The organism is Bradyrhizobium sp. S3.2.6 (genome assembly GCF_040546885.1).
Lineage (GTDB): Bacteria > Pseudomonadota > Alphaproteobacteria > Rhizobiales > Xanthobacteraceae > Bradyrhizobium > Bradyrhizobium cytisi.
The window spans coordinates 14,513-38,058 of sequence record NZ_JBEPOS010000020.1 but is presented as its reverse complement, the minus strand read 5'-3'; the positions used below and the strand labels follow the sequence as shown (position 1 = coordinate 38,058).

The following is a 23,546-nucleotide window of genomic DNA, read 5'->3' as shown; positions in this document are numbered from 1 at the left end:
CGATGAGCCTCCAACTCGACTTCCCCGCAGTGCTGGAGCGATGGCCGAGCTTGCTCGGCGGTGCCGCGTTGACGCTGGAGTTGGCTTTCTTTGCGACTGTGCTCGGCGCCCTGTTCGGCACGCTCGCAGCCGTCGGCCGCAGCTCGCAGAGCTCGCTGATCGCGGGCGCCTGCAAGGTCTATGTCGAGTCCATCCGCAACACGCCACTGCTGGTGCAGATCTTCCTGGTCTATTTCGGCCTTGCTAGCTTGGGGTTGAAACTTTCGGCCTTCACGGTGGCAGTCGCGGCGCTGACCATCAACGTCGGCGCCTATACCGCCGAGATCATGCGCGCCGGCTTCGAGGCCATCCCGCGCGGGCAGATCGAGGCGGCCGAGGGGCTGGCGCTATCGCGCCTCCAGATCTACTGGCACATCATCCTGCTGCCGGCGATCGAGAAGGTTTATCCGGCCCTCACCAGCCAGTTCGTGCTGTTGATGCTGGCCTCCTCGGTCTGTTCGCAGATCTCGGCCGAAGAACTCACCGCGGTCGCCAACTACATCCAGTCCGACACCTACCGCGCTTTCGAGACCTACATCATCGTCGCCGTGCTCTACATCGCCCTGTCGCTGGTCATGCGCGCGGGTTTCTGGGGTCTCGGGCTTGTGCTGTTTCCGCGCCGGCGCCGGCTCGGCACGCCGCTGTGAGATGACCATGGGCGGACATCTCAACATCAATCATCTGACGTTCCTCGGCCAAGGCGCGCTGTGGACGATTGGTCTATCTGTGATCGCGCTGATCGGCGGCGGCATCGTCGGCTTTGCAATCGCGCTCGCGCGGATATCGCCGCTCAAATCCGTGCGGCTCGCCAGCGCCGTCTATGTCCAGCTGATCCAGGGCACGCCGCTGCTGGTCATCCTGTTCCTCGGCTATTTTGGCCTCGCCGCGATCGGCCTCAAGGTCTCGTCACTCACCGCCGCCGGCGCCTCGCTGACGCTGTATGTCGCCGCCTATCTCGGCGAGATCTGGCGCGGCTGCATCCAGTCCGTGCCGAAGCCGCAATGGGAGGCGGCTGAAGGCCTGGCGCTGAGCCGGACCCAGCGCATGATGAAGGTGATCCTGCCGCAGGCCATCCGCATCGCGACGCCTCCGACCGTCGGATTCATGGTGCAAATCATCAAGAACACCTCGCTCGCCTCCGTCGTCGGCTTCGTCGAGCTGATGCGCTCCGGCCAGATCGTCAACAACTCGCTGTTCGAACCGTTCGCCATCTACGCAATCATCGCCGTCGTCTATTTCGCCATGTGTTATCCCCTGTCGCTGTTCAGCCAGAAGCTCGAACGGCGCATGGGACGTGGCAGATCCAACCTCGCGTCAGCCTGACATGCAACAAAGCACCCCCTCGCCCGAACCCATCGTGTCGCTCCGCGACGTGCAGAAGAGCTTTGGCCCGCTCCGGGTGCTCGATGGCGTCAGCTTCGCCGTCGAGCGCGGCGAGGTGCTGGCGCTGATCGGCCGCTCCGGCTCCGGCAAGAGCACGGCGCTGCGCTGCATTGATCGCTTTGAAAAGGTCGGCGGCGAGATCGTGGTCTGCGGACACCGGGTCGACCGGCCCGACGTCGACCTCCGCGCGCTGCGACAGGACGTCGGCATCGTGTTCCAGAGCTACAATCTGTTTCCGCACCTGACGATCGAGCAGAACATCACGCTTGCGCCTTGCGCGGTAAAGGGCATGGCAACATCGCAAGCGAAGGACCTCGCGCGCAAGGTGCTGGCGCAGGTCGGACTCGAAGAGAAGCTGCTCGCTTATCCCGAGCAGCTCTCGGGCGGCCAGCAGCAGCGCGCCGCGATCGCCCGCTCGCTGGCGATGCAGCCGAAGGTCATGCTGTTCGACGAAGTCACCTCGGCGCTCGATCCGGAGCTCACCGCCGAAGTGCTGAGGGTGATCGAGCAGCTCGCGGCTGACGGCATGACCATGGTGATGGTCACCCACGAGATGGGGTTTGCCAAAGGCATCGCCGACCGGATCGTGTTCATGCATCGCGGCAAGGTCCACGAGACCGGACCCGCCTCGATCCTGACGTCGCCGACGACCCCCGAGCTCACGCAATTCGTGGGCACGGGAAATTTAAAATCATAACAGGGAGAGGAGAACTAGGGATGACCAACAAGACATTGCTGGCCGCTGCCGCCGCGCTATGCGGCCTCGTCATGATATCAGCAACGCCCGCATCAGCCGACCTGCTCGACGACATCATGCAGGCCAAGAAGATCCGCATTTCGACGGACGTCGCCATTCCGCCGTCGGGCATGATGGATTCCAGCATGAAGCCGACCGGCTCCGATGTCGAAGTGGCGCAGCTGCTTGCCAAGGACTGGGGGCTCGAGCTCGAATTTGTCCAGACCACGGGCGCGACGCGTATTCCGAACGTCCTGACCGGCAAGGCCGACATCATCATCTCGATCCTGTCGGTGACACCCGAGCGTGCCAAGGTCATCGATTTCACCAAGCGTTACGCCACGCTGCAGTCCGACATTGGCTGCCTGAAGTCGCTGAATATCAAGGACTGGCCCGACCTCAAGAACAAGTCGATCGGCGTTTCGCGCGGCACCACGCAGGACACCACCCTGTCCAACATGAAGGACAAGGACCTCAAAATCGCCCGCTACGACGACGACGCCACCATGGTGACGGCCGCCGTCTCGGGCCAGGTCGACTGCGTCGCCTCGTCCGCGACGATCATCAACCAGATCGGCGTGAAGAACCCCGCGCGCGTGTTCGAGTCCAGGATTCCGCTGGCAACCTTCGATCTCGCCATCGGCCTGAAGAAGGGCGAGCAGCGCCTGATGGACAAGCTCAACGTCTGGATCACCGAGAACGTCAAGAACGGCAAGCTCAACGCGATCTACAAGAAATTCCACGGCGTCGAACTGCCGCCCGACATGCGTAGCTAGGACCAGAAATAGTCGTGACGGCCACTCGCGGCTGTCACGACCTATGCAAAATCAAGAAGGACATCACATGCGTCTCGTCATCGGATCCGACCACGCCGGCTGGCCGCTCAAGCAGACCGTCATCGACCATATCCGCAAGCTTGGCCACGACATCGTCGACATCGGCTCCTACGACGACAAGCCGGTCGACTTCCCCGACATCGCACGCGCCGTGGCGCAGAAGGTGACGTCGGGCGAAGCCGCGCGCGGCATCATGGTCTGCGGCACCGGCGTCGGCGCCTCGATCGCAGCCAACAAGATGAAGGGCATCCGCGCCGCGGTCTGCCATGATATCCACTCCGCCCATCAGAGCGTCGAGCACGACGACGTAAACGTGATGTGCATCGGCGCGCAGATCGTCGGGGCATGGCTCGCCGTCGATCTCGTCTCCTCCTACCTGTCCGCGGAATTCTCCACCGACGAGGATTTCCGCCGCCGCGTCGAGAAGCTGCGCGTCATGGACGAACAAGGCTGACGGCCTGCCTGCCATGCGCAAAGCGATCGGTTCCCCCGCCTGACATGGATCGCCCACATCGCTGGCCGCGGCTAAACTCCTCCGATTCGTGGAGAGTCATTTGGCCTTTCTTTTCGTCCTCGCCGTCGGCCTCGTCGCCGGCACCATCTCAGGCATCGTCGGCACGGGCTCGTCGATCATGCTGATGCCTGTGCTGGTCTATGCCTATGGGCCGAAGGAAGCCGTGCCGATCATGGCGGTCGCCTCCGTGATGGCGAATTTTTCGCGGATCCTGGCGTGGTGGCGCGAGGTCGACTGGCGGGCCTGTCTGGCCTATTCGGTCACGGGCATTCCGGCTGCGGTGCTGGGCGCACGGACGCTGCTCGCCCTGCCCTCGCATGCCGTCGATCTCGCCATCGGCATGTTCCTGATCGCGATGGTGCCGGTGCGGCACTGGCTGGCGCGGCACGACCTCAAGGCCAACCTCTGGCATCTCGCGATCGGCGGCGCGATCATCGGCTATCTCACCGGCATCGTGGTCTCGACCGGTCCGCTCAGCGTACCGCTGTTCCTGTTCTACGGTCTTTCCAAAGGCGCCTTTCTCGCGACCGAGGCCGCCGCCTCGCTTGGTCTCTACTTCGCCAAATCCGTGACGTTCGAACGTTTCGGCGCCCTCACGCAGGAGGTCTTCATCAAGGGCCTGATCGCAGGTTCCTCGCTCATGGCCGGCGCTTTCATCGCAAAACGCTTCGTGCTGCACCTGAAGCCCGAGATGTTCCGCCTGGTGATGGACGCGATCATGATCGCAGCCGGCCTCTCGATGCTCTGGACCGCTATTCAAACGTGAGGGTCACGCACGAGCCTCCCGTGCCGGAACGAACAGCGTCGCATTGGAGTTTCGGCCCGACATGTCGTTAAGGATCGGAGTGATCTCAGACACGCACGGTCTCCTGAGGCCGGAGGTAGAACAATGCCTTGCCGGAGTGTCGCACATCATCCACGCCGGCGATATCGGCGCGCCGGAAGTTCTGGAGCGGCTCCGGCGAATTGCGCCCGTCACCGCGATCAGAGGAAATGTCGATGTCGGCGATTGGGCGAAGCACTATCCTGAAACCGAAACGCTCCTCCTCGGCGGCCGCTGCTTCTATCTCTTGCACGATCTCAAGGCTCTACAGATCGACCCGGCGGCTCACGACATTGACGCCGTGATTTCCGGTCACTCGCATCGGGTGCAGATCAACAGGATCAACGGAATGCTGTTCTTGAACCCGGGAAGCGCCGGCCCGAGGCGCTTCAAATTGCCGGTCACATTGGCAACGCTCGATCTGGATGACGCCGGCGTTCTGCGGCCTGAGATTCATGACCTCGACAGGTGAGAGCGATGGGGTATAGCCGATGCAAGCTTGGATCATCACCGCGTGGAGCCGCCCAATGAAAGGCAGAAATCCTCGATAATCGAGACCAGCGCATCAGGCGATTCCAGCATCGACAAGTGCCCCGTGCCGGGCAGCTCACGCATGACGGCTCGCGGAACTCGGGAGAGCAATTCTGCTCTTAGCAAGTCGGGGCTATCCACACGGTCCAATTCACCAGCAACCACAATCGTGGGAACGCTGATCGCGCCGACCTGAGCCGTGATGTCTTCCAGGCTGGTGGCTCTCGGCCAGGCAATCTTCGCCGGAGCCGCGCCGCGCAGACTGTCCGTTATCACCTGTTCGCGATCCGCGGCGGAGAGCGGTTTGGCTGTCAACACATTGTCTATGGCCGCCTCCACGGCTTGGCGCGAGGCGTACGACCCAGCCACCATCTCGCGCGCGTCCGCCGGCATCGTCATGGGTTGAGGCGGAGACGGCGCTACGAGAATGAGGCCGGCCAGCCCAGCGGGCCGACGGGATGCCATGAGCTGGGCAACCTTGCCGCCCATGGAATGCCCGATGAGCACATAGCGCTTCAGCTGGAGTGCCTGGATCACTCCTTCGGCATCAGCCGCAAGATCGGCCAAAGCATATCCATCGCTTGGCGCATCGGACTCGCCCCAGCCGCGATGATCGATAGCGACGGTGCGAAAGTGCGGCGCCAGCTTGGCAGTGACGTGCTTCCAGGTGCGGGATGAGCCGCCCCAGTAATGCAAAAACACAAGTGACAGATTGCCGCCGCCGCGCTCTTCAACGTTCAGTTCCAAGCCATTCGAGGCGACTTTCATCGTGATCTCCTTTTTTCCGAGCCAACCGGGGATCGGTCGGACGACGAACGGAGATAGTTGCCGTTGGATCGATCGATAATCGGCCTAATTTTATCGGCACCTGATAATGGGATTATCAGATCGGAGCTTTCATGGATCGGTTCATCAGCATGGCGGTATTCGTCGCCGCGGTCGAAGAGGGCAGTCTTGTAGGTGCTGCCGGGCGCTTCGGCCTGTCGCCTTCAATGGCAGGTAAGCATGTTTCTGCGATCGAGGAGCAATTGAAGGTGCGGCTGCTTCAGCGGAGCACGCGCATGCTGACGCTGACCGACGTGGGACGGTCCTATTACGCACGGTGCAAGCACATACTCGAAGAATACGAGGATGCGAATAGGGAGGCTCGGGATGCGCAGCAGACAGTGCGCGGAATGCTGCGCGTTGCCGCACCGACCACCTTCGGAACCATGCATCTCGGCAGCGTTGTGGCGAGCTATCTGGCCGCATATCCCGACGTCGCGGTTGAGACCGTGCTTAGCGACCGCTATGTCGACTTGCTGGCGGATCGTATCGATGTGGCCATTCGCATCGGGCTGTTGGAAGATTCCGATCTTGTGGCCCGACGGCTTGCCCCATGCCGCATGGTATTCTGCGCAGCGCCATCTTTTGTGTCGTGGCACGGCGCGCCGAAAGACGTTGAGCAACTCCGCCAAGCTCCACGACTCGCATTCACTGAAGCTGTTTCAGCCGGCGATTGGACGGTTACAGATCCTTGCGGCAACACTCATGTCATCAACGGCCCGGTGCGGCTGGCCGCGAACAACATGCAAATGCTACTGGCTGCGGCATTGGCGGGAACGGGCGTGGCCTACGGACCCAGCTTCGTGTTCGGAGAGTCTGTCGCCGCGGGAACCCTGCAAGTCTTGATGTCAGACCACAAGACGCCGGAACTGGCGATACATGCCGTCTACCCAACCAAACGGCACGTGTCCTTGAAACTTCGTCGGTTTATCGAGCATCTGAGCGCCAGTTTGGGAGACATGCCACCCTGGGATCTCATGCTTTAGGACCGGAGGTTTCAGACAATCCGATAGGCTCTCCCCAGAGACGCTGTACGCGTAACTGGGTCGAAAGCTGCCCGCCCGGCCTCCCCGCCCCAATGGCCGTCAGAGATTGATCGTCGGCCATATTCGCCCCGGCTCCGGTGTTGCATGAGTTGCGTCGAGGACGGACCACCGATCAGCGGCGAGCTCTCCCGCGCCGTGCATTGGCATTGCAAACCTGGACTCCGGATTTGAAGCGGCGTTTCCTAACGCAGAGGGTCCGCAACGCGGATGTCGCAATGAATTGCCCCCTCGCGGCCGGCCGTTCCGTGCTATCAGCAGCCCCGACACCCTCGACTCACCAATCCCATGGCCAAGAACACGCTTTCCTTTGTCTGCCAGAACTGCGGCGCGGCCTATAACCGCTGGCAGGGCAAGTGCGAGTCCTGCGGCGAGTGGAATACGCTGGCCGAGGAGGACGCGACCGGCAGCGTGCCGGTCTCGATCCGCTCCAAGCGCAAGGGTCGCACGTTTGCGCTGGAGAGCCTTGCGGGAAAAAGCCCAGACGCACCGCGCCTGTCCTCGGGTATGACCGAGCTCGACCGCGTCACCGGCGGCGGCTTCGTTCGCGGCTCGGTGCTGCTTGTCGGCGGCGATCCCGGCATCGGCAAGTCGACTTTGCTGACACAGGCGACCAGCCTGATGGCGCGCACCGGTCACCGCATCGTCTACATCTCCGGCGAAGAAGCCATCGCCCAGGTGCGGCTGCGCGCCGAACGGCTCGGACTGTCGGATGCGCCCGTGCAGCTCGCGGCCGAGACCTCGGTCGAGGACATCGTCTCGACCTTGTCGGAAGGCGCCGTCCCCCGGCTGATCGTGATCGACTCGATCCAGACGATGTGGACCGACACGGTGGAATCGGCGCCCGGCACGGTCACGCAAGTGCGCGCCTCGGCGCAGGCGCTGATTCGGTTCGCCAAGAAAACCGGCGCGGCCATCATCCTGGTCGGCCACGTCACCAAGGACGGCCAGATCGCCGGCCCCCGCGTCGTCGAGCACATGGTCGATGCCGTGATGTCGTTCGAAGGCGAAGGCTCGCAGCAGTTCCGAATCTTGCGCGCCGTCAAGAACCGCTTCGGCCCGACCGACGAGATCGGCGTGTTCGAGATGACCGGGCTCGGCCTGCGCGAGGTCACCGACCCCTCCGAGCTGTTCCTGTCCGAGCGTGACCTCGGCACGCCCGGCACCGCAGTCTTCGCGGGCATCGAGGGCACGCGGCCCGTTCTGGTCGAATTGCAGGCGCTGGTGGCGCCGACCTCGCTCGGCACCCCGCGGCGTGCCGTGGTCGGCTGGGATCAGAGCCGGCTTTCGATGGTGCTGGCGGTGCTGGAAGCGCATTGCGGGGTCAAGCTGTCCGGCCACGACGTCTATCTGAACGTCGCGGGCGGCCTGCGCATTCACGAGCCGGCGGCTGATATGGCCGCCGCGGCTGCGCTGGTTTCGTCCCTGGTTAATGCACAGTTACCCACCGATGCCGTTTATTTCGGCGAGATTTCACTCTCCGGCGTCATCCGCCCGGTGGCGCAGACCCCGGCCCGGCTCAAGGAAGCGGTCAAGCTCGGCTTCAAACGCGCCGTGCTGCCCGAATCGGCCCGGGGCGCCGAGGCCAGCGGTGACGCGGGGTTGACCCTGAACGCGGTCAACAGCCTGACCACGCTGGTCGCCGAAATCGCCGCCAAGGGCTCCCGCCGCGGCGACTCGAGCCCGCCGGCGGAGAAAAATGCCACACCGGCAAGATTCCGCCGTGGAGAGGGGTAGCTAGAGGTGACGTCAAGCGCCCCCACAGCTATACAGCCGTCACAAAAGCAGCATGGGATTGCGTGGTTGCGGCCTTGCCGGAAGCGCCGTCTGCCCCTCTTTTAGGGCGGCGGCCAAACACCGATTCGCTGAGCATCCTTTGAGAGTACGAGCGGACCAGACCAGCCGATGCCAGTTACACTCCTCGACCTGATCCTGCTCGGTGTGATGCTGATCTCGGGCCTGCTCGCGATGGTTCGCGGCTTCATGCGCGAAATCCTCTCGATCGCAGCCTGGGGCACGGCGGCAATCGTGACTCTGTACTCTTTCTCCAAGCTGCTGCCGACCGCCAAGACCTATTTCAACAACGACACCGTCGCGAGCGTGGTCGTGGTCGCCGGTGTGTTCGTCGGTACCCTGGTCGTCGTCTCCGTGATCACGGTCCGGATCTCCGACATGATCCTGGATTCGCGCATTGGCGCGCTGGATCGCACCCTCGGCTTCCTGTTCGGCCTGGCTCGCGGGCTCTTAATTGTCGTGGTGGCCTTCCTGTTCTTCACCTGGCTGGTGCCGGACAAGCAGCGCCCGGATTGGGTCACAGGGGCCAAGTCCCGCGTGGTGCTCCAGGGAACCGGGGATTGGCTGATGTCCCTCTTGCCTGACGACCCCGAGAACACCATCTTGAAGAGATTCAAGAAAAACAAACCAGATGATGATCAAGCTGATACCGAGCAGCAGCCTTCGGGCAGTGGCGACGGGTACAGTAAACCTGCTCGTGACAGCATGAAGAAGCTGATCGAGAAACCTGCGGCGCGTTGATTGAGCCAACAGAGAGGCGCGGACGAGATGCGACACCCTGACCAGGACGCCCAACTTGATCTCGATACCGGCCCGGCCGCGCTAGAGCTTCAGGGCGACCTGGAGGGAGATACGCTGCGCGAGGAATGCGGCGTCTTCGGCATCTACGGACACCCGGACGCCGCCGCCATCACGGCGCTCGGCCTTCACGCCCTTCAGCACCGCGGCCAGGAAGCCGCCGGCATCGTCTCCTACGACGGCAGCCGCTTTCACTCGGAACGCCGCCTTGGCCTGGTGGGCGACACCTTCTCCCGCCGCGAGGTGATCGACCGCCTGCCCGGCAACATGGCGGTCGGCCATGTCCGTTATTCCACAACGGGCGCAACCATCCTGCGCAACGTGCAGCCGCTGTTCGCCGAGCTTAATGCCGGCGGCCTCGCGGTCGCTCACAACGGCAATCTCACCAACGGCCTGACGCTGCGCCGCGAGCTCGTGGAGCACGGCGCGATGATGCAGTCGACCACCGACACCGAGGTGATCCTGCATCTGGTCGCACGCTCCAGGCGCAGCCGCTTCATCGAGCGCTATATCGAGGCGCTGCGCGAGATCGAGGGCGCCTACGCGCTGGTTTCGCTCACCAACAAGAAGCTGGTCGGCGCGCGCGACCCGCGCGGCATACGGCCGCTGGTGCTTGGCGACCTCGACGGCTGCCCGATCCTGACGTCCGAGACCTGCGCACTCGACATCATCGGCGCCCGCTTCGTCCGCGACATCGAGGCCGGCGAAGTCATCGTGTTCGACGAGAACGGCCAGGACATCCACAAGCCGTTCCCGCCGATCGCGCCTCGTCCCTGCATCTTCGAATACATCTATTTCTCGCGTCCGGATTCCATCGTCCACGGCCGCTCGGTCTACGAGGTGCGCAAGGCCTTTGGCGCGCAGCTCGCGCGCGAAAGCCATGTGCCGATCGACGTCGTCGTGCCGGTGCCGGATTCCGGCGTGCCCGCTGCGATCGGCTACAGCCAGCATTCCGGCGTGCCGTTCGAGCTCGGCATCATCCGCAACCACTATGTCGGCCGCACCTTCATCCAGCCGACGCAGGCGATCCGCGAATCCGGCGTGCGCATGAAGCATTCGGCCAACCGCGCCGCGATCGAGGGCAAGCGCATCATCCTGATCGACGACTCGCTGGTGCGCGGCACCACGTCGAAGAAGATCGTGCGCATGATGCGCGATGCGGGCGCCAAGGAAGTACATTTCCGCCTCGCCTCGCCGCCGATCCTCTATCCCGATTATTACGGCATCGATCTGCCCGACCGTGGCGGCCTGCTGGCCGCGACGCACTCGCTGGAGGAGATGCGCGAGATCATCGGAGCCGACTCGCTCGCGTTCCTGTCGATCGACGGCATGTACCGCGCCATGGGCGAGCCAGGCCGCGATCCCGCCAATCCGAAGTTCTCGGATCACTGCTTTACCGGCGCCTATCCGACCCACCTCACCGACCAGACCCAGACCGAGCCGCAACCGCGGCAGCTGTCGTTGCTGGCGGAGGCGAGCTGACGGTCCAACCGTCATCCCGGGGCGATGCGCAGCATCGAACTATGGTGCGCAATTGCGCACCTGAGGATCTCGAGATTCCGGGTTCGGTCCTGCGGACCGCCCCGGAATGACGTCGTGGTGGGGGCTTGTCGCGGCCACCCACGCCTGTAAAACCCCCGCCATGACACTTCCCCTCGCCAACCGCATCGCTCTCGTCACCGGCGCCTCGCGCGGCATCGGTTTTGCCACGGCGCTCGCGCTGGCGAAGGCCGGTGCGCATATCGTTGCAACCGCACGCACGCAGGGCGGGCTCGAGGAGCTCGACGACGAGATCCGCAAGGCAGGCGGCAACGGCGCCACGCTGGTTCCGCTCAACCTCACCGATTCCGACGGCATCGCGCGGCTGGGGGCAGGCCTGCACGAGCGCTATGGCAAGCTCGACATCCTCGTCGGCAATGCCGGCGTGCTCGGTCCCTCCTCGCCGGTCGGCCATATCGAGCTCAAGACGTTCAACGACGTCATGGCCATCAACGTCTCCGCGAACTTCCAGCTGATCCGCTGCATGGAGCCGCTGCTGAGGCGGTCCGATGCCGGCCGCGCCGTATTCATCACCTCGGGCGCCGCCAACAAGGCGACCGCCTATGTCAGCCCCTACGCCGCCTCCAAGGCCGCGCTGGAGACGCTGGCGCGCGCCTGGGCGCAGGAGACCGCAAACACGCCGCTGCGCGTCAACCTGTTCAACCCGGGCCCGATCCGCACCCGCATGCGCGCAACCCTGATGCCGGGCGAAGATCCCACGACGCTTGAGACCCCCGAGCAGGTCGCCGCGTTCATCGTCCCGCTGTGCGTGCCCGGCTGGACCGAGACCGGCAAATTCTACGACTACAAGACGCGCAGCCTGATGAGCTTCCGTGCACCGGCCTGATTGACTTGATCACCTCCCCGCGATTGACTGCCCGCGCTCAAGCGGCAGCAAGCCGCAAGCCAAAAAAGGGAGGTTGCCATGGCGCCATGGCATGATCGCGCAGGGCTTCATCGCACGGGGCTTGATCGTGCAGGCCTCAACCATGCGGTTGCACGCGTCTCTCACGCTTTCTCCATCCTGATTGCAGCCATCGCATTGGCGTTTCCGAACGTTGCCAAAGCCGGCGACGTGCCGACCTTCGCGGTCGATGCGTCCTGGCCGAAGCAACTCCCGAACAACTGGATCCTCGGCCAGGTCGGCGGCATTACCGTCGACTGGCAGGGCCATATCTGGATGATCCATCGCCCGCGCTCGCTCACTGACGACGAGAAAGGCGCAAGCCTCAACCCACCTCGTTCGAAGTGCTGCGTCTCGGCGCCGCCCGTGCTCGAATTTGATGCCGACGGCAATCTGCTGCGGTCCTGGGGCGGGCCCGGCACCGGCTATGAATGGGTCGGCCGCGAGCACGGCATCGAGGTCGATCCGGCAGGCTTCGTCTGGATCGGCGGCAATGCCGACAACGACAACGCGATCCTGAAATTCACGCTCGACGGCAAGTTCGTGGCCCAGATCGGCAAGATCGCGCCGAGCCTCGGAAGTAACGACACGACGCAGCTCGGTAAGCCCGCCGAAACCGCGCTCGACAAGGACGCCAACGAGATCTACGTCGCCGACGGCTATGGCAACCGCCGCGTCATCGTGTTCGATGCAACCACGCTCGCCTACAAGCGGCACTGGGGCGCCTACGGCAACAAGCCCGACGACAGCAAGCAGGCAGCCTATGATCCCAAGGCCCCGATCTCGCAACAATTCGGCAATCCCGTGCACTGCGTGAAGATTGCCAATGACGGCCTCGTCTACATCTGCGATCGCATCAACAACCGCATCCAGGTGTTCAAAAAGGACGGTACTTTCGTCAAGGAGTTCTTCTTCGAGAAGAACACGCTCGGCAACGGCGCGGTGTGGGACATCGCGATCTGGCCCGATCCGAAGCAGACCTGGCTGCTCAGCGCCGATGGCGAGAACAACGAGATCAGGGTGCTCAAGCGCGAGGACGGCAGCGTCGTCGGCAGCTTCGGCCACAATGGGCGCAATGCCGGGCAATTCCACTGGGTGCATGCCATGGCGGTCGATGCCGGGGGTAACGTCTATACCGCCGAGGTCGACACCGGAAAGCGCATCCAGAAATTCAAGCTGACCTCGGACGCGCTCAAATAGCAACTCAACGCATTTTGCCCAAAGGTTAACCGACGGATGACGCCACGACACGGCGTCATCCGGCTTTAGGCGCATTGCCGCCGTCCCCGGGACAGGCTACGGAATCGGCCGGACCAAGGCTTCATCCAAGAGAGCCGTCCGCATATTTGACAATGGAGGAAACCTTTTATGACGACGACGTTCGCGCGCCGCTCTGCGGCCCTTCTTGCCTGCGCCGCTTTCGGTTTTGCCACATCCGCCTACGCCCAGGAAAAAGGACAAGACAAGACCGTCACGATCGGCGTGCTCAACGACATGTCCAGTCTCTATGCCGACATCGGCGGTCCGGGCTCCGTGGTGGCCGTCAACATGGCGGTGGAGGATTCCGGTCTCCGCGCCAAAGGCTGGAAGATCGAGGTCCTCAGCGGCGATCACCAGAACAAGCCGGACATCGGGGTCAACATCGCGCGGCAGTGGATCGACACCCAGAAGGTCGACATGATCACCGACACGCCGAACTCCGGCGTGGCGCTGGCAGTCAGCAACGTCGCCAAGGAAAAGAACGCGGTCCTGCTCAACAATGGCGGCGCCAGCGCCGACCTCACCGGCAAGGCCTGCAACGCCAACACCATCTCCTACACCTACGACACCTACATGCTCGCCAACGGCACCGGCAAGGCGCTGACCAAGGCCGGCGGCGACAGCTGGTTCTTCCTGACCGCCGACTATGCCTTCGGTGCGGCGCTCGAGCGTGACACCAGCGCGGTCGTCACAGCCAACGGCGGCAAGGTGCTGGGCGGCGTCAAGCATCCGCTCAACACGTCCGACTTCTCCTCTTTCCTGCTTCAAGCGCAGAACTCCAAGGCAAAGATCGTCGGGCTTGCCAATGCCGGCGGCGACACCACCAACGCGATCAAGCAGGCGGCGGAGTTCGGCATCGTCGAAGGCGGCCAGAAGCTCGCAGCGCTGCTGCTCTTCATCAACGACGTCCACTCGCTCGGCCTCAAGACCGCGCACGGCCTGACCTTCACCGAATCCTTCTACTGGGATCTGAATGACAACACCCGTGCCTGGTCCAAGCGCTTCCAGGAAAAGACCGCCAACAAGGCGATGCCGTCGATGACGCAGGCGGGCAACTATGCCGGCGTGATACATTACCTCAAGGCGCTCGAGGCGCTCGGCGGCAATCCGCACGACGGCGTCAAGGTCGTCGCCAAGATGAAGGAAATCCCGACCGACGATCCGCTATTCGGCAAGGGCCCGCTGCGCGAGGACGGCCGCCGTATCATCCCGGCCTATCTGTTCGAGGTGAAGAAGCCCGAGGAGTCGAAGGGACCGTGGGACTATTACAAGTTGGTCGCGAACATCCCGGCCGAAGATGCCGCCAGGCCGCTCAAGGACAGCGAGTGTCCGCTGGTGAAGAAGTGACCGCGTAGCGGTCATCCCGGGGCGATGCGCAGCAGCGAACCCGGGATCTCGCACGGCATCTGATGCTATCGTAGGGTGGGCAAAGGCGCTCTTGCGCCGTGCCCACCATCTCTCCGAGACTGCAAGACACGGTGGGCACGCTTCGCTTTGCCCACCCTACGAAAACCTGTTTTGTCGCCGGCCTCTCGCTCACGAGGGCCGCTTGCGCTTGTGGGCGAACGGATTGGCCTTCTCGCGCAAGGTGATGCGCACTGGCGTACCCGGCAGCTCGAAGGCCTCACGCATCGAGTTGATGAGGTAGCGCAGATAAGACTGCGGCACGGCATCCGCGCGCGAGCAGAACAAGACGAAGCTCGGCGGGCGCGCCTTGGTCTGGGTGATGTAGTTCAGCTTCAGCCGGCGGCCGGACACGGCTGGCGGCGGATTGGCTTGAACCGCCTCCTCGAACCAGCGGTTCAATGCCGAGGTCGAGACGCGCCTGTTCCAGAGCGCATAGGCGTCCTGGATCGCCTGCATCAGGCGATCGATGCCCTCGCCCATCAGGCCGGAGACGGCGACGATCGGCACGCCCTTGATCTGCGGCAGCCAATGGTCGGCGTCGCGGCGCAACGTCGAGATCGCGCCGCCGCCCTTGGTCTCCATCAGGTCCCATTTGTTGACGGCGAGGACGACCGCGCGTCCCTCGCGCTCGATCAGATCGGCGATGCGCAGATCCTGCTCTTCGAAGCGATTCTGCGAATCCATCATCATCACGACGACTTCGGCAAAGCGCACCGCGCGCAACGCATCAGCAACCGAGAGCTTTTCCAGCTTCTCCTCGATGCGCGAACGCCGGCGCAGGCCGGCGGTGTCGAACACGCGGAATTCGCGGCCTCTCCAGTTGAGCTCGACCGCGATCGAATCGCGCGTGGTGCCGGCCTCCGGGCTCGTCAGCAGGCGTTCCTCGCCGAGCAGATGGTTGATCATGGTCGACTTGCCGGCATTGGGCCGGCCGACGATGGCAACCCGGATCGGGCGCGTCGCGGCCTCTTCCTCGGTGAGCGGCTCGTCGTCCTCGGCCTCATCCTCGTCGACGGGCTCCGGCATCAGCTTGGCGAGCTCGTCGTAGAGCTCGCCCATACCCTCGCCGTGCTCGGCCGAGATCTGGATGGGATCACCGAGGCCGAGCGCAAAGGATTCCATTGCGCCGGCGTCACCGTGCTTGCCCTCGCTCTTGTTGGCGACCAGCAGCACCGGCTTGTTGGCCTTGCGGGCGAAATCGGCGAAGGCACGGTCGGTGGGTGTGAGGCCTATGCGGGCATCGATCACGAAGAACAGCGCGTCGGCCAGCGCGATCGCGGTCTCGGTCTGCTCCTGCATGCGCGCCGTCAGCGAGCCCTTGGCGCCCTCGTCGAGGCCCGCGGTGTCGATGATGGTGAATTCGAGATCGCCGAGCCTGGCCTCGCCTTCGCGGCGGTCGCGGGTGACGCCGGGCAAATCATCGACAAGCGCGAGCTTCTGTCCAACCAGGCGGTTGAAAAGCGTCGACTTGCCGACATTGGGTCGGCCGATAATGGCAATCGTAAAGGACATCAGTCATTCGTGCGCCGTGGAGGTAGCGCCTGTCAATTCGGTGAAAAATATCAGCGCGAGAAACTGCCGCTGGGCATCGGCGCCGGGAACGCCCCCTGCGACTGCTGTTGCTGGGTGGTCTGTGCCGATTGTGCCGGCTGCTGTGCGGGTTGCTGGTCCGGCGGCGGCGCGGTGGTGCGCTTGCGGACGATCTTCTGCTTGGGCGGCGGCGCGGCAGCCGCCGGCGCCGCCTCGGGCTGGACCTCGCCATCGACCTCGCCGGCCGGCGCTTCGGCCGGTGCGGCTGCGGTCGCGGCCGGCTGCCTGGTCTTCTTGCCCTTGGCGGATTTCGACGGTTTCGCGGGCTCGGCGGGCGGCGGCTCGGCCGGCAGTGCCGCGACGGCAGGCGCGTTGGGATCCTGCTGTTGCTGCGCGCCCTTGTACATGTCCTTCGGTACGCCCTGCTCGAGACCCGGAACGCCCTCGGGGAATACCGGCTTGCGGTCGCCCGGCAGCTTCTTCTTGGTATCGAGGAAGTCGAGCAGATCGCTCGGATCGAAGCTGGAGCAACCGCCCAAAACACCTGTGAAGGCGATCAGGACGGCGGCTGCGATCAAGCGGGGCATGCTGCGCATATTACTATCTCGTCTCAGCTCTCGGGGCCGTCAGCTCTTGGCGACGGGCGGCAGCAAGGCCTGGAGCGCCTCGGCGCGCGAACGCAGGCCCGGCGGCGTTTCGCCGTCCTCGGCGATCGCATCGAGCCATTTGCGGGCCGCGGTCATGTCGTTGTTACGCCAGGCCGACAGCGCCAGCATCTCGCGAGCGCTGTGGCGGAAGGTCGATTTAGGCTCGGCAGAGGTCTCCAGCCGCTGCTGGATGTCGGCGTAGCTCGCGCTGTCTACCAGCAGGCCGGCGGCGCGGACCTTTGCAAGATCCCGCCACTCGCTGCCGACACCGGAGTCGGCGGCGATGTCGTCGTACATCTTGGCCGCAGCCTTGGGATCGCGGGCCGATGCCTCGGCTGCAGCGCGAAGCCGCGCCAGGGTGCGGTAGCCGGACGGCGCCTTGGCGGCGAGATCGGCAAAGGCCGTCTCGGCCTCCGCGTGCTTGCCCTGCTCCGACAGCTCAACGGCCTTCTCGAAGATCGCGCCGGCCTCGGCGGCCTTCTTGGCCTCCAGATACTGGTAGCCGCGCCAGCCGCCCACGGCCGCCACGACCAGCACCATGAGAGCGATGAAGTAGAGCGAATAGTTGTCCCACAGCTTCTTGAGCTGTTCGCGACGTACTTCCTCGTCGACTTCGTCAAATAATTCAGACACTTATGCTAATCCCATGCCCGGCCGGGAGCGCGCGCCAGATTGTGCGCGTCTAAAGCCCGTCCCCACGTCGCGGCGGCGATACCCTATCGATATGGCGGTGGCAAGGCAAAGCAAGGCCGATCAAGGCGTTAACGCGCGATCCGGGACATCCCGGTGCCCCTACCCCAGCCCGGTCAGGCCCCGACCAGCAGCTCCCGCAGCTGGCGCTTCACCACCTTGCCATTGGCGTTGCGCGGCAGGGGCTCCGCCGTGACTGTCATGGTCTCCGGCACCTTGTAATCGGACAGCCGCTCGGCGCACCAGGCCCGTAGGTCGTCGCTGCCGACCTGGATACGTGTGACCACGACCGCATGGACGCGCTCGCCCAGCACCGGGCATGGCTTTGCAATGATCGCGCTCTCGACCACGGCGGGGTGGCCGGCCAACACGGATTCGACCTCGGCCGAATAGATCTTCAACCCGCCGCGGTTGATCATGTCCTTCTGGCGGTCGAACACACGGACGAATCCTTCGGCATCGACCGAGCCGAGGTCGCCCGAATGCCAGAAGCCGCCGGAGAAGCTCTCGGCCGTGGCCTTCGGGTTGTTCCAGTAACCCTTGATGACGGAGGAGCTCTGGATCCAGAGCTCGCCGATCTCGCCGGGCGGCAGCTCGCGCCCGTCCGTCCCCATCACGATGATGCGCGCGCCCGGACACGACAGGCCGACGCTGTCGATATGGCTCGCCGTCAGCTCGCCCGGCATGATGGTGGACGGCGACGTCGTCTCGGTCGAGCCATAGCAATTTGCAAGCTTCAGGCCCGGAATTGTCGCCTTGAGCTTCTCGATGGTCGCGACCGGCATCGGGGCGCCGCCAAAACCGCCGACGCGCCAGCTCGAGAGATCGTAGCTGCCGAAATCCGGCTGCAGCAGGCAGAGATTGTACATCGCCGGCACCATCACCGTGTAGGTGACACGCTCGCGCGCCGCGAGCTTGAGATAATCCGCCGCCTTGAACTCCGGCATGATGATCAGCGCGCCGCCGCAGCGGATCATGGTGGTGATGTTGGCGACGACGCCCGTGACGTGCCCGAGCGGCACGGCCGCGATCGAGCGGTCGGCTGCCGTCAATTGCAGGCAGGACACGAACACCATCGAGGAATGCACGATGTTGCAATGGGCGAGCATCGCGCCCTTCGGCTTGCCTGTCGTGCCCGAGGTGTAGAGGATCATCGCGGTATCTTCCTCGTTGACTTCGACCGGTGCCGCGGCCCGTGCGTTGTCGGCGAGCACCGCGAAGCGCGACAGAGCCGGATCGCCGTCGATGGCGACGCGATGGATCACATCGGGCACATCCTGCGCATCGGGCAGCCGCTCGGCGAGACCCGCTTCGTGGATCAGGATTTTGGCGCCGCAATCGGTCAGGACATAGGCGATCTCCGGCTTCTGCTGGCGCGTGCTGAGCAGCACGGTGACCAGCCCCTCATGCGCTGCGGCAAACAGCAACAGTGGGAATTCGATGCGGTTACCGAGCAGGATCGCAACGCGGTCGCCGCGCCGCAGGCCAAGCTTGCGAAAGCCCGATGCAATCCGCGCGGCCTGCTCCACCGCCTGCCGCCAACTGAGCCGGACATTGCCGCAGACCAGCGCTTCGCCATCGCCGTTGCGCGCGGAAGCCTCGGCAATCATCGCCCAGAGACTGGCCGGTCGATCGGTGAAGGCCGGGATCACCCGATCGCCAAACCGCGCCTCGAACCGCATCGGCGGAATCTGAGATTGCGACCAGTCCATCAGAGGGCCCTCGGCTTGTTGTTTTTGTCACCTTCCGCGCATGGGCACGCGGTGCTGTCTTGCGCCGATCGGCTAGCCACCCATGACGGGAACACCTATCACGACAGGATGGAATGCAAACGCCAGCGCCAGATAGGCAACGACGCCGACGGCAATCGCAATCAGGTCGTTGGTGACGCCCCCTACCGGAATCGACGGGCCGCCGCTATCGGTGCGATGCTTGAATGAAATGCGGTCATAGACCCCCCAACCCAAAAACGAGCCGAACAGGATGATGGAGCCGAGATCGCCATTGGCGAGCAAATGCGCCGCCGCCCACAGCTTGATGCCGGCGAGCATCGGATGCTTCAGCGTCGCATAGATGCGCCCGCGCAAATATGACGCCACCACCAGGATGACAGCAGGCAGCATCAGCGCGACCGTGATGTGCTTCATCGCCTTCGGCGGGTACCAGACATCGATCCAGCCGGTCGCGCGATAATGGCCAAAGCCCCAGACGATCAGCGCCAGTCCCGCGAGCGATACGACCGAATAGAGGATCTTGTAGGTCCCCTCGCCCAGTCGTTCGATCGCTTGTGCGCGCGCGTCTCGTTTCGTTGTGAAAACATGGGCGGCGAAAAACAGCACCAGCCCCAGGATCATGACCAGCAGACCCACGACATCCTCCCCTCAACCAGCGCCCCCGCCCATGGCGTATCATTGATTGGCCGCCGGTCGCAACTGATGCGCTACTTGCCGGTCTCGCGATTATCGACGTAGCGGATCGCGATCGGACGCCCGGCCAGGGCACCGCCGAGACCGTTGGTGAATTTCAGCGGCAGGCAGGCGTTCAGCGACGAACTGATCGCATTGAGATAGGTCGTCCTTGTATCAGCCGGGACGCCTGCGGTCGCGTATGTCAGGCGCGGCGGGCCGATCAGGCCGCCGGCCTTGTTGAAGCTGAAGCGCACCGACATCTGCATCCCCATCCGCGCATTGTCCGACGGCGGCGACCAGCAGGTACGCAGCTCGGCGAAGAGGTCACCGATCGTATCGAGATCGTGATCCGGCTTCTGGTATTTGGCGCGGTCGGCGTCTGACGGGACGCTCTCGATCGTGAGCTGGAGGTTCTCGCCGTAGGGATAATCGATCTCGGGAATGCAGGGCCCGTGATCGAGTACGCTGCAATAAGACGGCGTGCAGGGCCGATTGTCGAGCACGCTGCACGGCGAATGCGAGAACGGGATCGGATTGATCTGCCGACGCCGCGCGTCCGCGGCGACCGTCGATAGCGCCAGCAGAATAAGAACGAGGATAGCGCGCCACATGCCTTGAGCTCGCGAAATCACGTAATGAGAAGTCACGTGATGAAACGTGGCACCGCCTGTGAAGGCGTCAAGCCCACGGGCGTTCACATGGTCGCGCTTAAGTGGCGGGGCTTCGCTTACCCCTTCTTCTTGACGTCCTTGACGTTGGTGAACTCGATGCCCTCGGCGCGTTCCCTGGTGTAGCTGAGATAGAACTCGTTCCGGGCGAGGTACACGGGATCGCCGTCGACATCGTCGGCGATGCTGGAGGTGTTGGCCGCGAGGAACGTGTCGAGCTTCTTGCGGTCCTCCGAGGAGACCCAGCGCGCGAGCTGGAACTCGCTCACCTCGAACTCGACCGGCAGCGAATATTCCGCCTCGAGCCGCGCCTTGAGCACGTCGAGCTGCAGCGCGCCCACCACGCCGACCAGCGCCGGTGCGCCGTCGCGCGGACGGAACACCTGCACAACGCCCTCTTCCGACATCTGCTGAAGCGCTTCCTTCAGCTTCTTCGCCTTCATCGCGTCGGTGAGACGGACCCGGCGGACGATTTCAGGCGCGAAGCTCGGCACGCCAACGAAATTGAAATCCTCGCCCTCGGTCAGGGTATCGCCGATGCGCAGCGTGCCGTGATTGGGAATGCCGACGACGTCGCCGGCAAAAGCCTCGTCCGCAACCGAACGGTCCTGGGCAAAGAAGAATTGCGGGCTCGACAGCGGCATGCTCTTGCCGGTGCGCACCAGCTTCGCCTTCATGCCGCGGCTGAGCTTGCCGGAGCAGAGCCGCGCAAAGGCGATGCGGTCCCGATGGTTCGGATCCATGTTCGCCTGGATCTTGAACACGAAGGCGCTCATGCGCGGATCGGTCGCCTCGACCTTGCGCTGGTCGCTGTCCTGCGCGCGCGGCTCGGGAGCGAACTTGCCGAGGCCTTCCAGCAAGTCACCGACGCCGAAATTGCGAAGCGCGCTGCCGAAATAGACCGGCGTCAGATGGCCCTCGCGGAACGCGTCGAGCTCGAACGGCTTCGAGGCTTCCGTCACGAGTTCGAGCTCGTCCTTCACCGCCGAGATGTCGAGATTGGCATTGAGCTTGGCAAGTTCCGCGATCTCGATCTGCTGCGCGGCGCCCGTCTTGGCGCCTCCACCTTCGAGCAGGCGCACGCCGCCATTAGCGACGTCATAGGTGCCGAGAAAGTCGCGGCCGCGGCCGACCGGCCAGGTCATCGGCGTCGTGTCGAGCGCCAGTGTCTTCTCGATCTCGTCGAGCAGCTCGAAAACATCGCGGCTCTCGCGATCCATTTTATTGATGAAGGTAATGATCGGGATATCTCGAAGACGACACACCTCGAACAGCTTTCGCGTCCGCGCCTCGATGCCTTTGGCGGCATCGATCACCATGACAGCAGAGTCGACGGCCGTCAGCGTGCGGTAGGTGTCTTCCGAAAAGTCTTCGTGGCCCGGCGTGTCCAGGAGGTTGAAGACGAGGCCTTCGAACTCGAAGGTCATCACCGAGGTCACAACCGAGATGCCGCGCTCGCGCTCGATCTTCATCCAGTCCGAGCGGGTGTTGCGCCGTTCGCCCTTGGCCTTGACCTGGCCGGCCAGATTGATGGCGCCGCCGAACAGCAGCAGCTTTTCGGTCAGCGTGGTCTTGCCGGCGTCCGGGTGCGAAATGATCGCAAAAGTGCGCCGCCGCGACACCTCTGCGGTAAGCGGCGAACGGGCCGGCGATTCGGCTGTGGTGGCGATGTCGGACATTGCGGGAGCGTTTGGCAGGGAAAATGGGCCTGAGCAAGCCTCATTTGGTGATTGCGGAGCCCTTTGGCCAGCCCCATATCGGCTTCGATCAGACAGATCTTTGCGGGAGGACGACCTTCCTGCTCATCAGCCTATCAGCCTGCGGGGACGACCCTGCCATGAATGGAGGGTCGTCATGGCCTGGAGCATCCTGTTCGTCGCCGGTCTTCTCGAGATCACCTGGGCGATTGGCCTGAAATATACCGAAGGTTTCAGCAGGGCGGTTCCTTCCGTCATCACGCTCGCGGCGATGGCGGGCAGCGTGATCCTGCTCGGGCTCGCGCTCAAGTCACTGCCCGTCGGAACCGCCTATGCGGTATGGACCGGCATCGGGGCGGTCGGCACCGCGACGCTGGGCATCATCCTGTTCGGCGAACCCGCGACCGCGCTTCGCCTCGCCAGCATCGGGCTGATCGTCGCCGGCATTGTCGGGCTGAAGCTCGTTACTTGAAGATCTGGACCGCCCACCAGCTCAGCGCCGCGACGATGGCCGAGGCCGGGATCGTGATCACCCAGGCATAGACGATCGAGCTCGCCACGTTCCAGCGCACCGCCGAGACGCGGCGGGCCGCGCCGACGCCGACGATGGCGCCGGTGATGGTGTGGGTGGTCGAGACGGGGACGCCGAGGAAGGTGGCCATGAACAGGGTCGCCGCCCCGCCGGTCTCGGCGCAGAAACCCTGCATCGGCGTCAGCTTGGTAATGCGCAAGCCCATGGTGCGGACGATCCGCCAGCCGCCCATCAGCGTGCCCAGCGCCATCGCCGCCTGGCACGACAGCACCACCCAGAACGGCACGGTGAATTCGCCGCCGAGATGGCCCTGCGAATAGAGCAGCACGGCGATGATGCCCATCGTCTTCTGCGCATCATTGCCGCCATGGCCAAGCGAATAGAGCGAGGCGGAGGCGAATTGCAGGATGCGGAAGGCGCGGTCGACCGCGAACGGCGTCGAACGCACCGAGAGCCAGGACACGATGGCGACCAGCATCATTGCAAGCAGGAAGCCGACCAGCGGCGACAGCACGATCGCCAGTACGGCCTTAGTCAGCCCACTCCAGACCGCGGCCGATAGTCCGGCCTTGGCCATGCCGCCGCCGACGAGGCCGCCGATCAGCGCATGCGAGGAGGAAGACGGGATGCCTAACGCCCAGGTCACGAGATTCCAGACGATGGCGCCGACAAGCGCTGCGAAGATCACCTGGGCATCGACAATCGCGGGATCGATGATGCCGGTGCCGATGGTCTGGGCGACGTGAAGGCCGAACACCATGAAGGCGACGAAATTGAAGAACGCGGCCCAGATCACCGCGAATTGCGGCCGCAGCACGCGGGTCGAGACGATGGTCGCGATCGAATTGGCGGCGTCGTGCAGGCCGTTCAGGAAGTCGAACAGCAGCGCGACGGCGATCAATCCGACCAGGACGGGAAGACCCAACGCAGCATCCACGGCGC

Annotated in this window: 24 protein-coding genes; 15 read left to right on the top strand and 9 right to left on the bottom strand. The window is 64.0% G+C overall.

From position 1 onward, the window contains the following. Positions 1–2: 2 nt before the first annotated feature. The 7 genes from ABID58_RS28090 to ABID58_RS28060 all read left to right on the top strand — a co-directional run bounded on the left by ABID58_RS28090 (position 3) and on the right by ABID58_RS28060 (position 4,803). Entirely contained in the window at positions 3–686 is a 684-nt protein-coding gene (locus ABID58_RS28090) for an amino acid ABC transporter permease (RefSeq protein ID WP_354036064.1), read from the top strand. Between the two features lie 7 nt (positions 687–693). Continuing rightward, positions 694–1,362 (top strand): amino acid ABC transporter permease, encoded by a 669-nt coding sequence (locus ABID58_RS28085; RefSeq protein WP_354036063.1) that lies wholly within the window; start codon positions 694–696, stop codon positions 1,360–1,362. A gap of 1 nt (position 1,363) precedes the next feature. Further along, positions 1,364–2,119, top strand: a complete 756-nt coding sequence (locus ABID58_RS28080) for an amino acid ABC transporter ATP-binding protein (RefSeq protein WP_354036062.1) — start codon at positions 1,364–1,366, stop codon at positions 2,117–2,119. A 20-nt stretch (positions 2,120–2,139) separates the two neighbouring features. Next, positions 2,140–2,934 (top strand): transporter substrate-binding domain-containing protein, encoded by a 795-nt coding sequence (locus ABID58_RS28075; protein ID WP_354036061.1) that lies wholly within the window; start codon positions 2,140–2,142, stop codon positions 2,932–2,934. A gap of 67 nt (positions 2,935–3,001) precedes the next feature. Beyond that, on the top strand, positions 3,002–3,448 hold the full coding sequence (gene rpiB, locus ABID58_RS28070) for a ribose 5-phosphate isomerase B (protein WP_148752919.1): 447 nt from the start codon (positions 3,002–3,004) through the stop codon (positions 3,446–3,448). Positions 3,449–3,548: 100 nt separating this feature from the next. Further along, positions 3,549–4,274: a sulfite exporter TauE/SafE family protein gene (locus ABID58_RS28065; protein ID WP_354036059.1), complete on the top strand. Its 726-nt coding sequence runs from the start codon at positions 3,549–3,551 to the stop codon at positions 4,272–4,274. A gap of 61 nt (positions 4,275–4,335) precedes the next feature. Continuing rightward, complete coding sequence (locus ABID58_RS28060) at positions 4,336–4,803, top strand: metallophosphoesterase family protein (RefSeq protein WP_354036174.1); 468 nt, start codon at positions 4,336–4,338, stop codon at positions 4,801–4,803. A gap of 35 nt (positions 4,804–4,838) precedes the next feature. Here ABID58_RS28060 and ABID58_RS28055 read toward each other — a convergent pair whose 3' ends face one another. After that, positions 4,839–5,630, bottom strand: coding sequence for an alpha/beta fold hydrolase (locus ABID58_RS28055; RefSeq protein WP_354036057.1), 792 nt, complete (start codon positions 5,628–5,630; stop codon positions 4,839–4,841). 131 nt (positions 5,631–5,761) lie between these two features. On the opposite strand from ABID58_RS28055, the gene ABID58_RS28050 reads away from it, so the two are divergent. The 7 genes from ABID58_RS28050 to ABID58_RS28020 all read left to right on the top strand — a co-directional run bounded on the left by ABID58_RS28050 (position 5,762) and on the right by ABID58_RS28020 (position 14,372). Further along, positions 5,762–6,673 (top strand): LysR family transcriptional regulator, encoded by a 912-nt coding sequence (locus tag ABID58_RS28050; protein WP_354036055.1) that lies wholly within the window; start codon positions 5,762–5,764, stop codon positions 6,671–6,673. A gap of 345 nt (positions 6,674–7,018) precedes the next feature. Further along, positions 7,019–8,467 (top strand): DNA repair protein RadA, encoded by a 1,449-nt coding sequence (radA, locus tag ABID58_RS28045; RefSeq protein ID WP_354036054.1) that lies wholly within the window; start codon positions 7,019–7,021, stop codon positions 8,465–8,467. 168 nt (positions 8,468–8,635) lie between these two features. Further along, positions 8,636–9,265 carry a CvpA family protein gene (locus tag ABID58_RS28040; RefSeq protein WP_148752913.1) on the top strand — a complete coding sequence of 210 codons (630 nt, stop codon included), beginning with the start codon at positions 8,636–8,638 and terminating at the stop codon, positions 9,263–9,265. 27 nt (positions 9,266–9,292) lie between these two features. After that, entirely contained in the window at positions 9,293–10,804 is a 1,512-nt protein-coding gene (gene purF, locus ABID58_RS28035) for an amidophosphoribosyltransferase (protein WP_354036052.1), read from the top strand. 160 nt (positions 10,805–10,964) lie between these two features. Next, positions 10,965–11,708, top strand: a complete 744-nt coding sequence (locus ABID58_RS28030) for an SDR family NAD(P)-dependent oxidoreductase (RefSeq protein WP_354036050.1) — start codon at positions 10,965–10,967, stop codon at positions 11,706–11,708. 78 nt (positions 11,709–11,786) lie between these two features. Beyond that, positions 11,787–12,965 (top strand): NHL repeat-containing protein, encoded by a 1,179-nt coding sequence (locus ABID58_RS28025; protein ID WP_354036048.1) that lies wholly within the window; start codon positions 11,787–11,789, stop codon positions 12,963–12,965. A 168-nt stretch (positions 12,966–13,133) separates the two neighbouring features. Beyond that, positions 13,134–14,372 (top strand): ABC transporter substrate-binding protein, encoded by a 1,239-nt coding sequence (locus ABID58_RS28020; protein ID WP_354036046.1) that lies wholly within the window; start codon positions 13,134–13,136, stop codon positions 14,370–14,372. A gap of 189 nt (positions 14,373–14,561) precedes the next feature. On the opposite strand, the gene der is transcribed toward ABID58_RS28020, so the two are convergent. The 7 genes from der to ABID58_RS27985 all read right to left on the bottom strand — a co-directional run bounded on the left by der (position 14,562) and on the right by ABID58_RS27985 (position 22,054). Beyond that, the gene (gene der, locus ABID58_RS28015) at positions 14,562–15,944 is read right to left on the bottom strand and encodes a ribosome biogenesis GTPase Der (protein ID WP_354036044.1); all 1,383 of its coding nucleotides are present in this window, start codon (positions 15,942–15,944) and stop codon (positions 14,562–14,564) included. 50 nt (positions 15,945–15,994) lie between these two features. Beyond that, positions 15,995–16,558, bottom strand: coding sequence for a hypothetical protein (locus tag ABID58_RS28010; RefSeq protein ID WP_354036042.1), 564 nt, complete (start codon positions 16,556–16,558; stop codon positions 15,995–15,997). Between the two features lie 30 nt (positions 16,559–16,588). Beyond that, on the bottom strand, positions 16,589–17,242 hold the full coding sequence (locus ABID58_RS28005; RefSeq protein ID WP_148754256.1) for a tetratricopeptide repeat protein: 654 nt from the start codon (positions 17,240–17,242) through the stop codon (positions 16,589–16,591). Between the two features lie 173 nt (positions 17,243–17,415). Continuing rightward, entirely contained in the window at positions 17,416–19,011 is a 1,596-nt protein-coding gene (locus tag ABID58_RS28000) for a class I adenylate-forming enzyme family protein (RefSeq protein WP_354036041.1), read from the bottom strand. A gap of 72 nt (positions 19,012–19,083) precedes the next feature. Then, positions 19,084–19,668 carry an NnrU family protein gene (locus ABID58_RS27995; RefSeq protein WP_354036039.1) on the bottom strand — a complete coding sequence of 195 codons (585 nt, stop codon included), beginning with the start codon at positions 19,666–19,668 and terminating at the stop codon, positions 19,084–19,086. Between the two features lie 71 nt (positions 19,669–19,739). After that, entirely contained in the window at positions 19,740–20,318 is a 579-nt protein-coding gene (locus tag ABID58_RS27990; RefSeq protein ID WP_354036038.1) for a UCP034077 family protein, read from the bottom strand. A gap of 116 nt (positions 20,319–20,434) precedes the next feature. Continuing rightward, complete coding sequence (locus ABID58_RS27985) at positions 20,435–22,054, bottom strand: peptide chain release factor 3 (RefSeq protein WP_354036037.1); 1,620 nt, start codon at positions 22,052–22,054, stop codon at positions 20,435–20,437. A 175-nt stretch (positions 22,055–22,229) separates the two neighbouring features. On the opposite strand from ABID58_RS27985, the gene sugE reads away from it, so the two are divergent. After that, positions 22,230–22,544: a quaternary ammonium compound efflux SMR transporter SugE gene (gene sugE, locus ABID58_RS27980; protein ID WP_148754251.1), complete on the top strand. Its 315-nt coding sequence runs from the start codon at positions 22,230–22,232 to the stop codon at positions 22,542–22,544. On the opposite strand, the gene ABID58_RS27975 is transcribed toward sugE, so the two are convergent. Further along, positions 22,537–23,541: an inorganic phosphate transporter gene (locus tag ABID58_RS27975; protein ID WP_148754250.1), complete on the bottom strand. Its 1,005-nt coding sequence runs from the start codon at positions 23,539–23,541 to the stop codon at positions 22,537–22,539. The genes sugE and ABID58_RS27975 overlap by 8 nt on opposite strands. Positions 23,542–23,546: the final 5 nt, after the last annotated feature.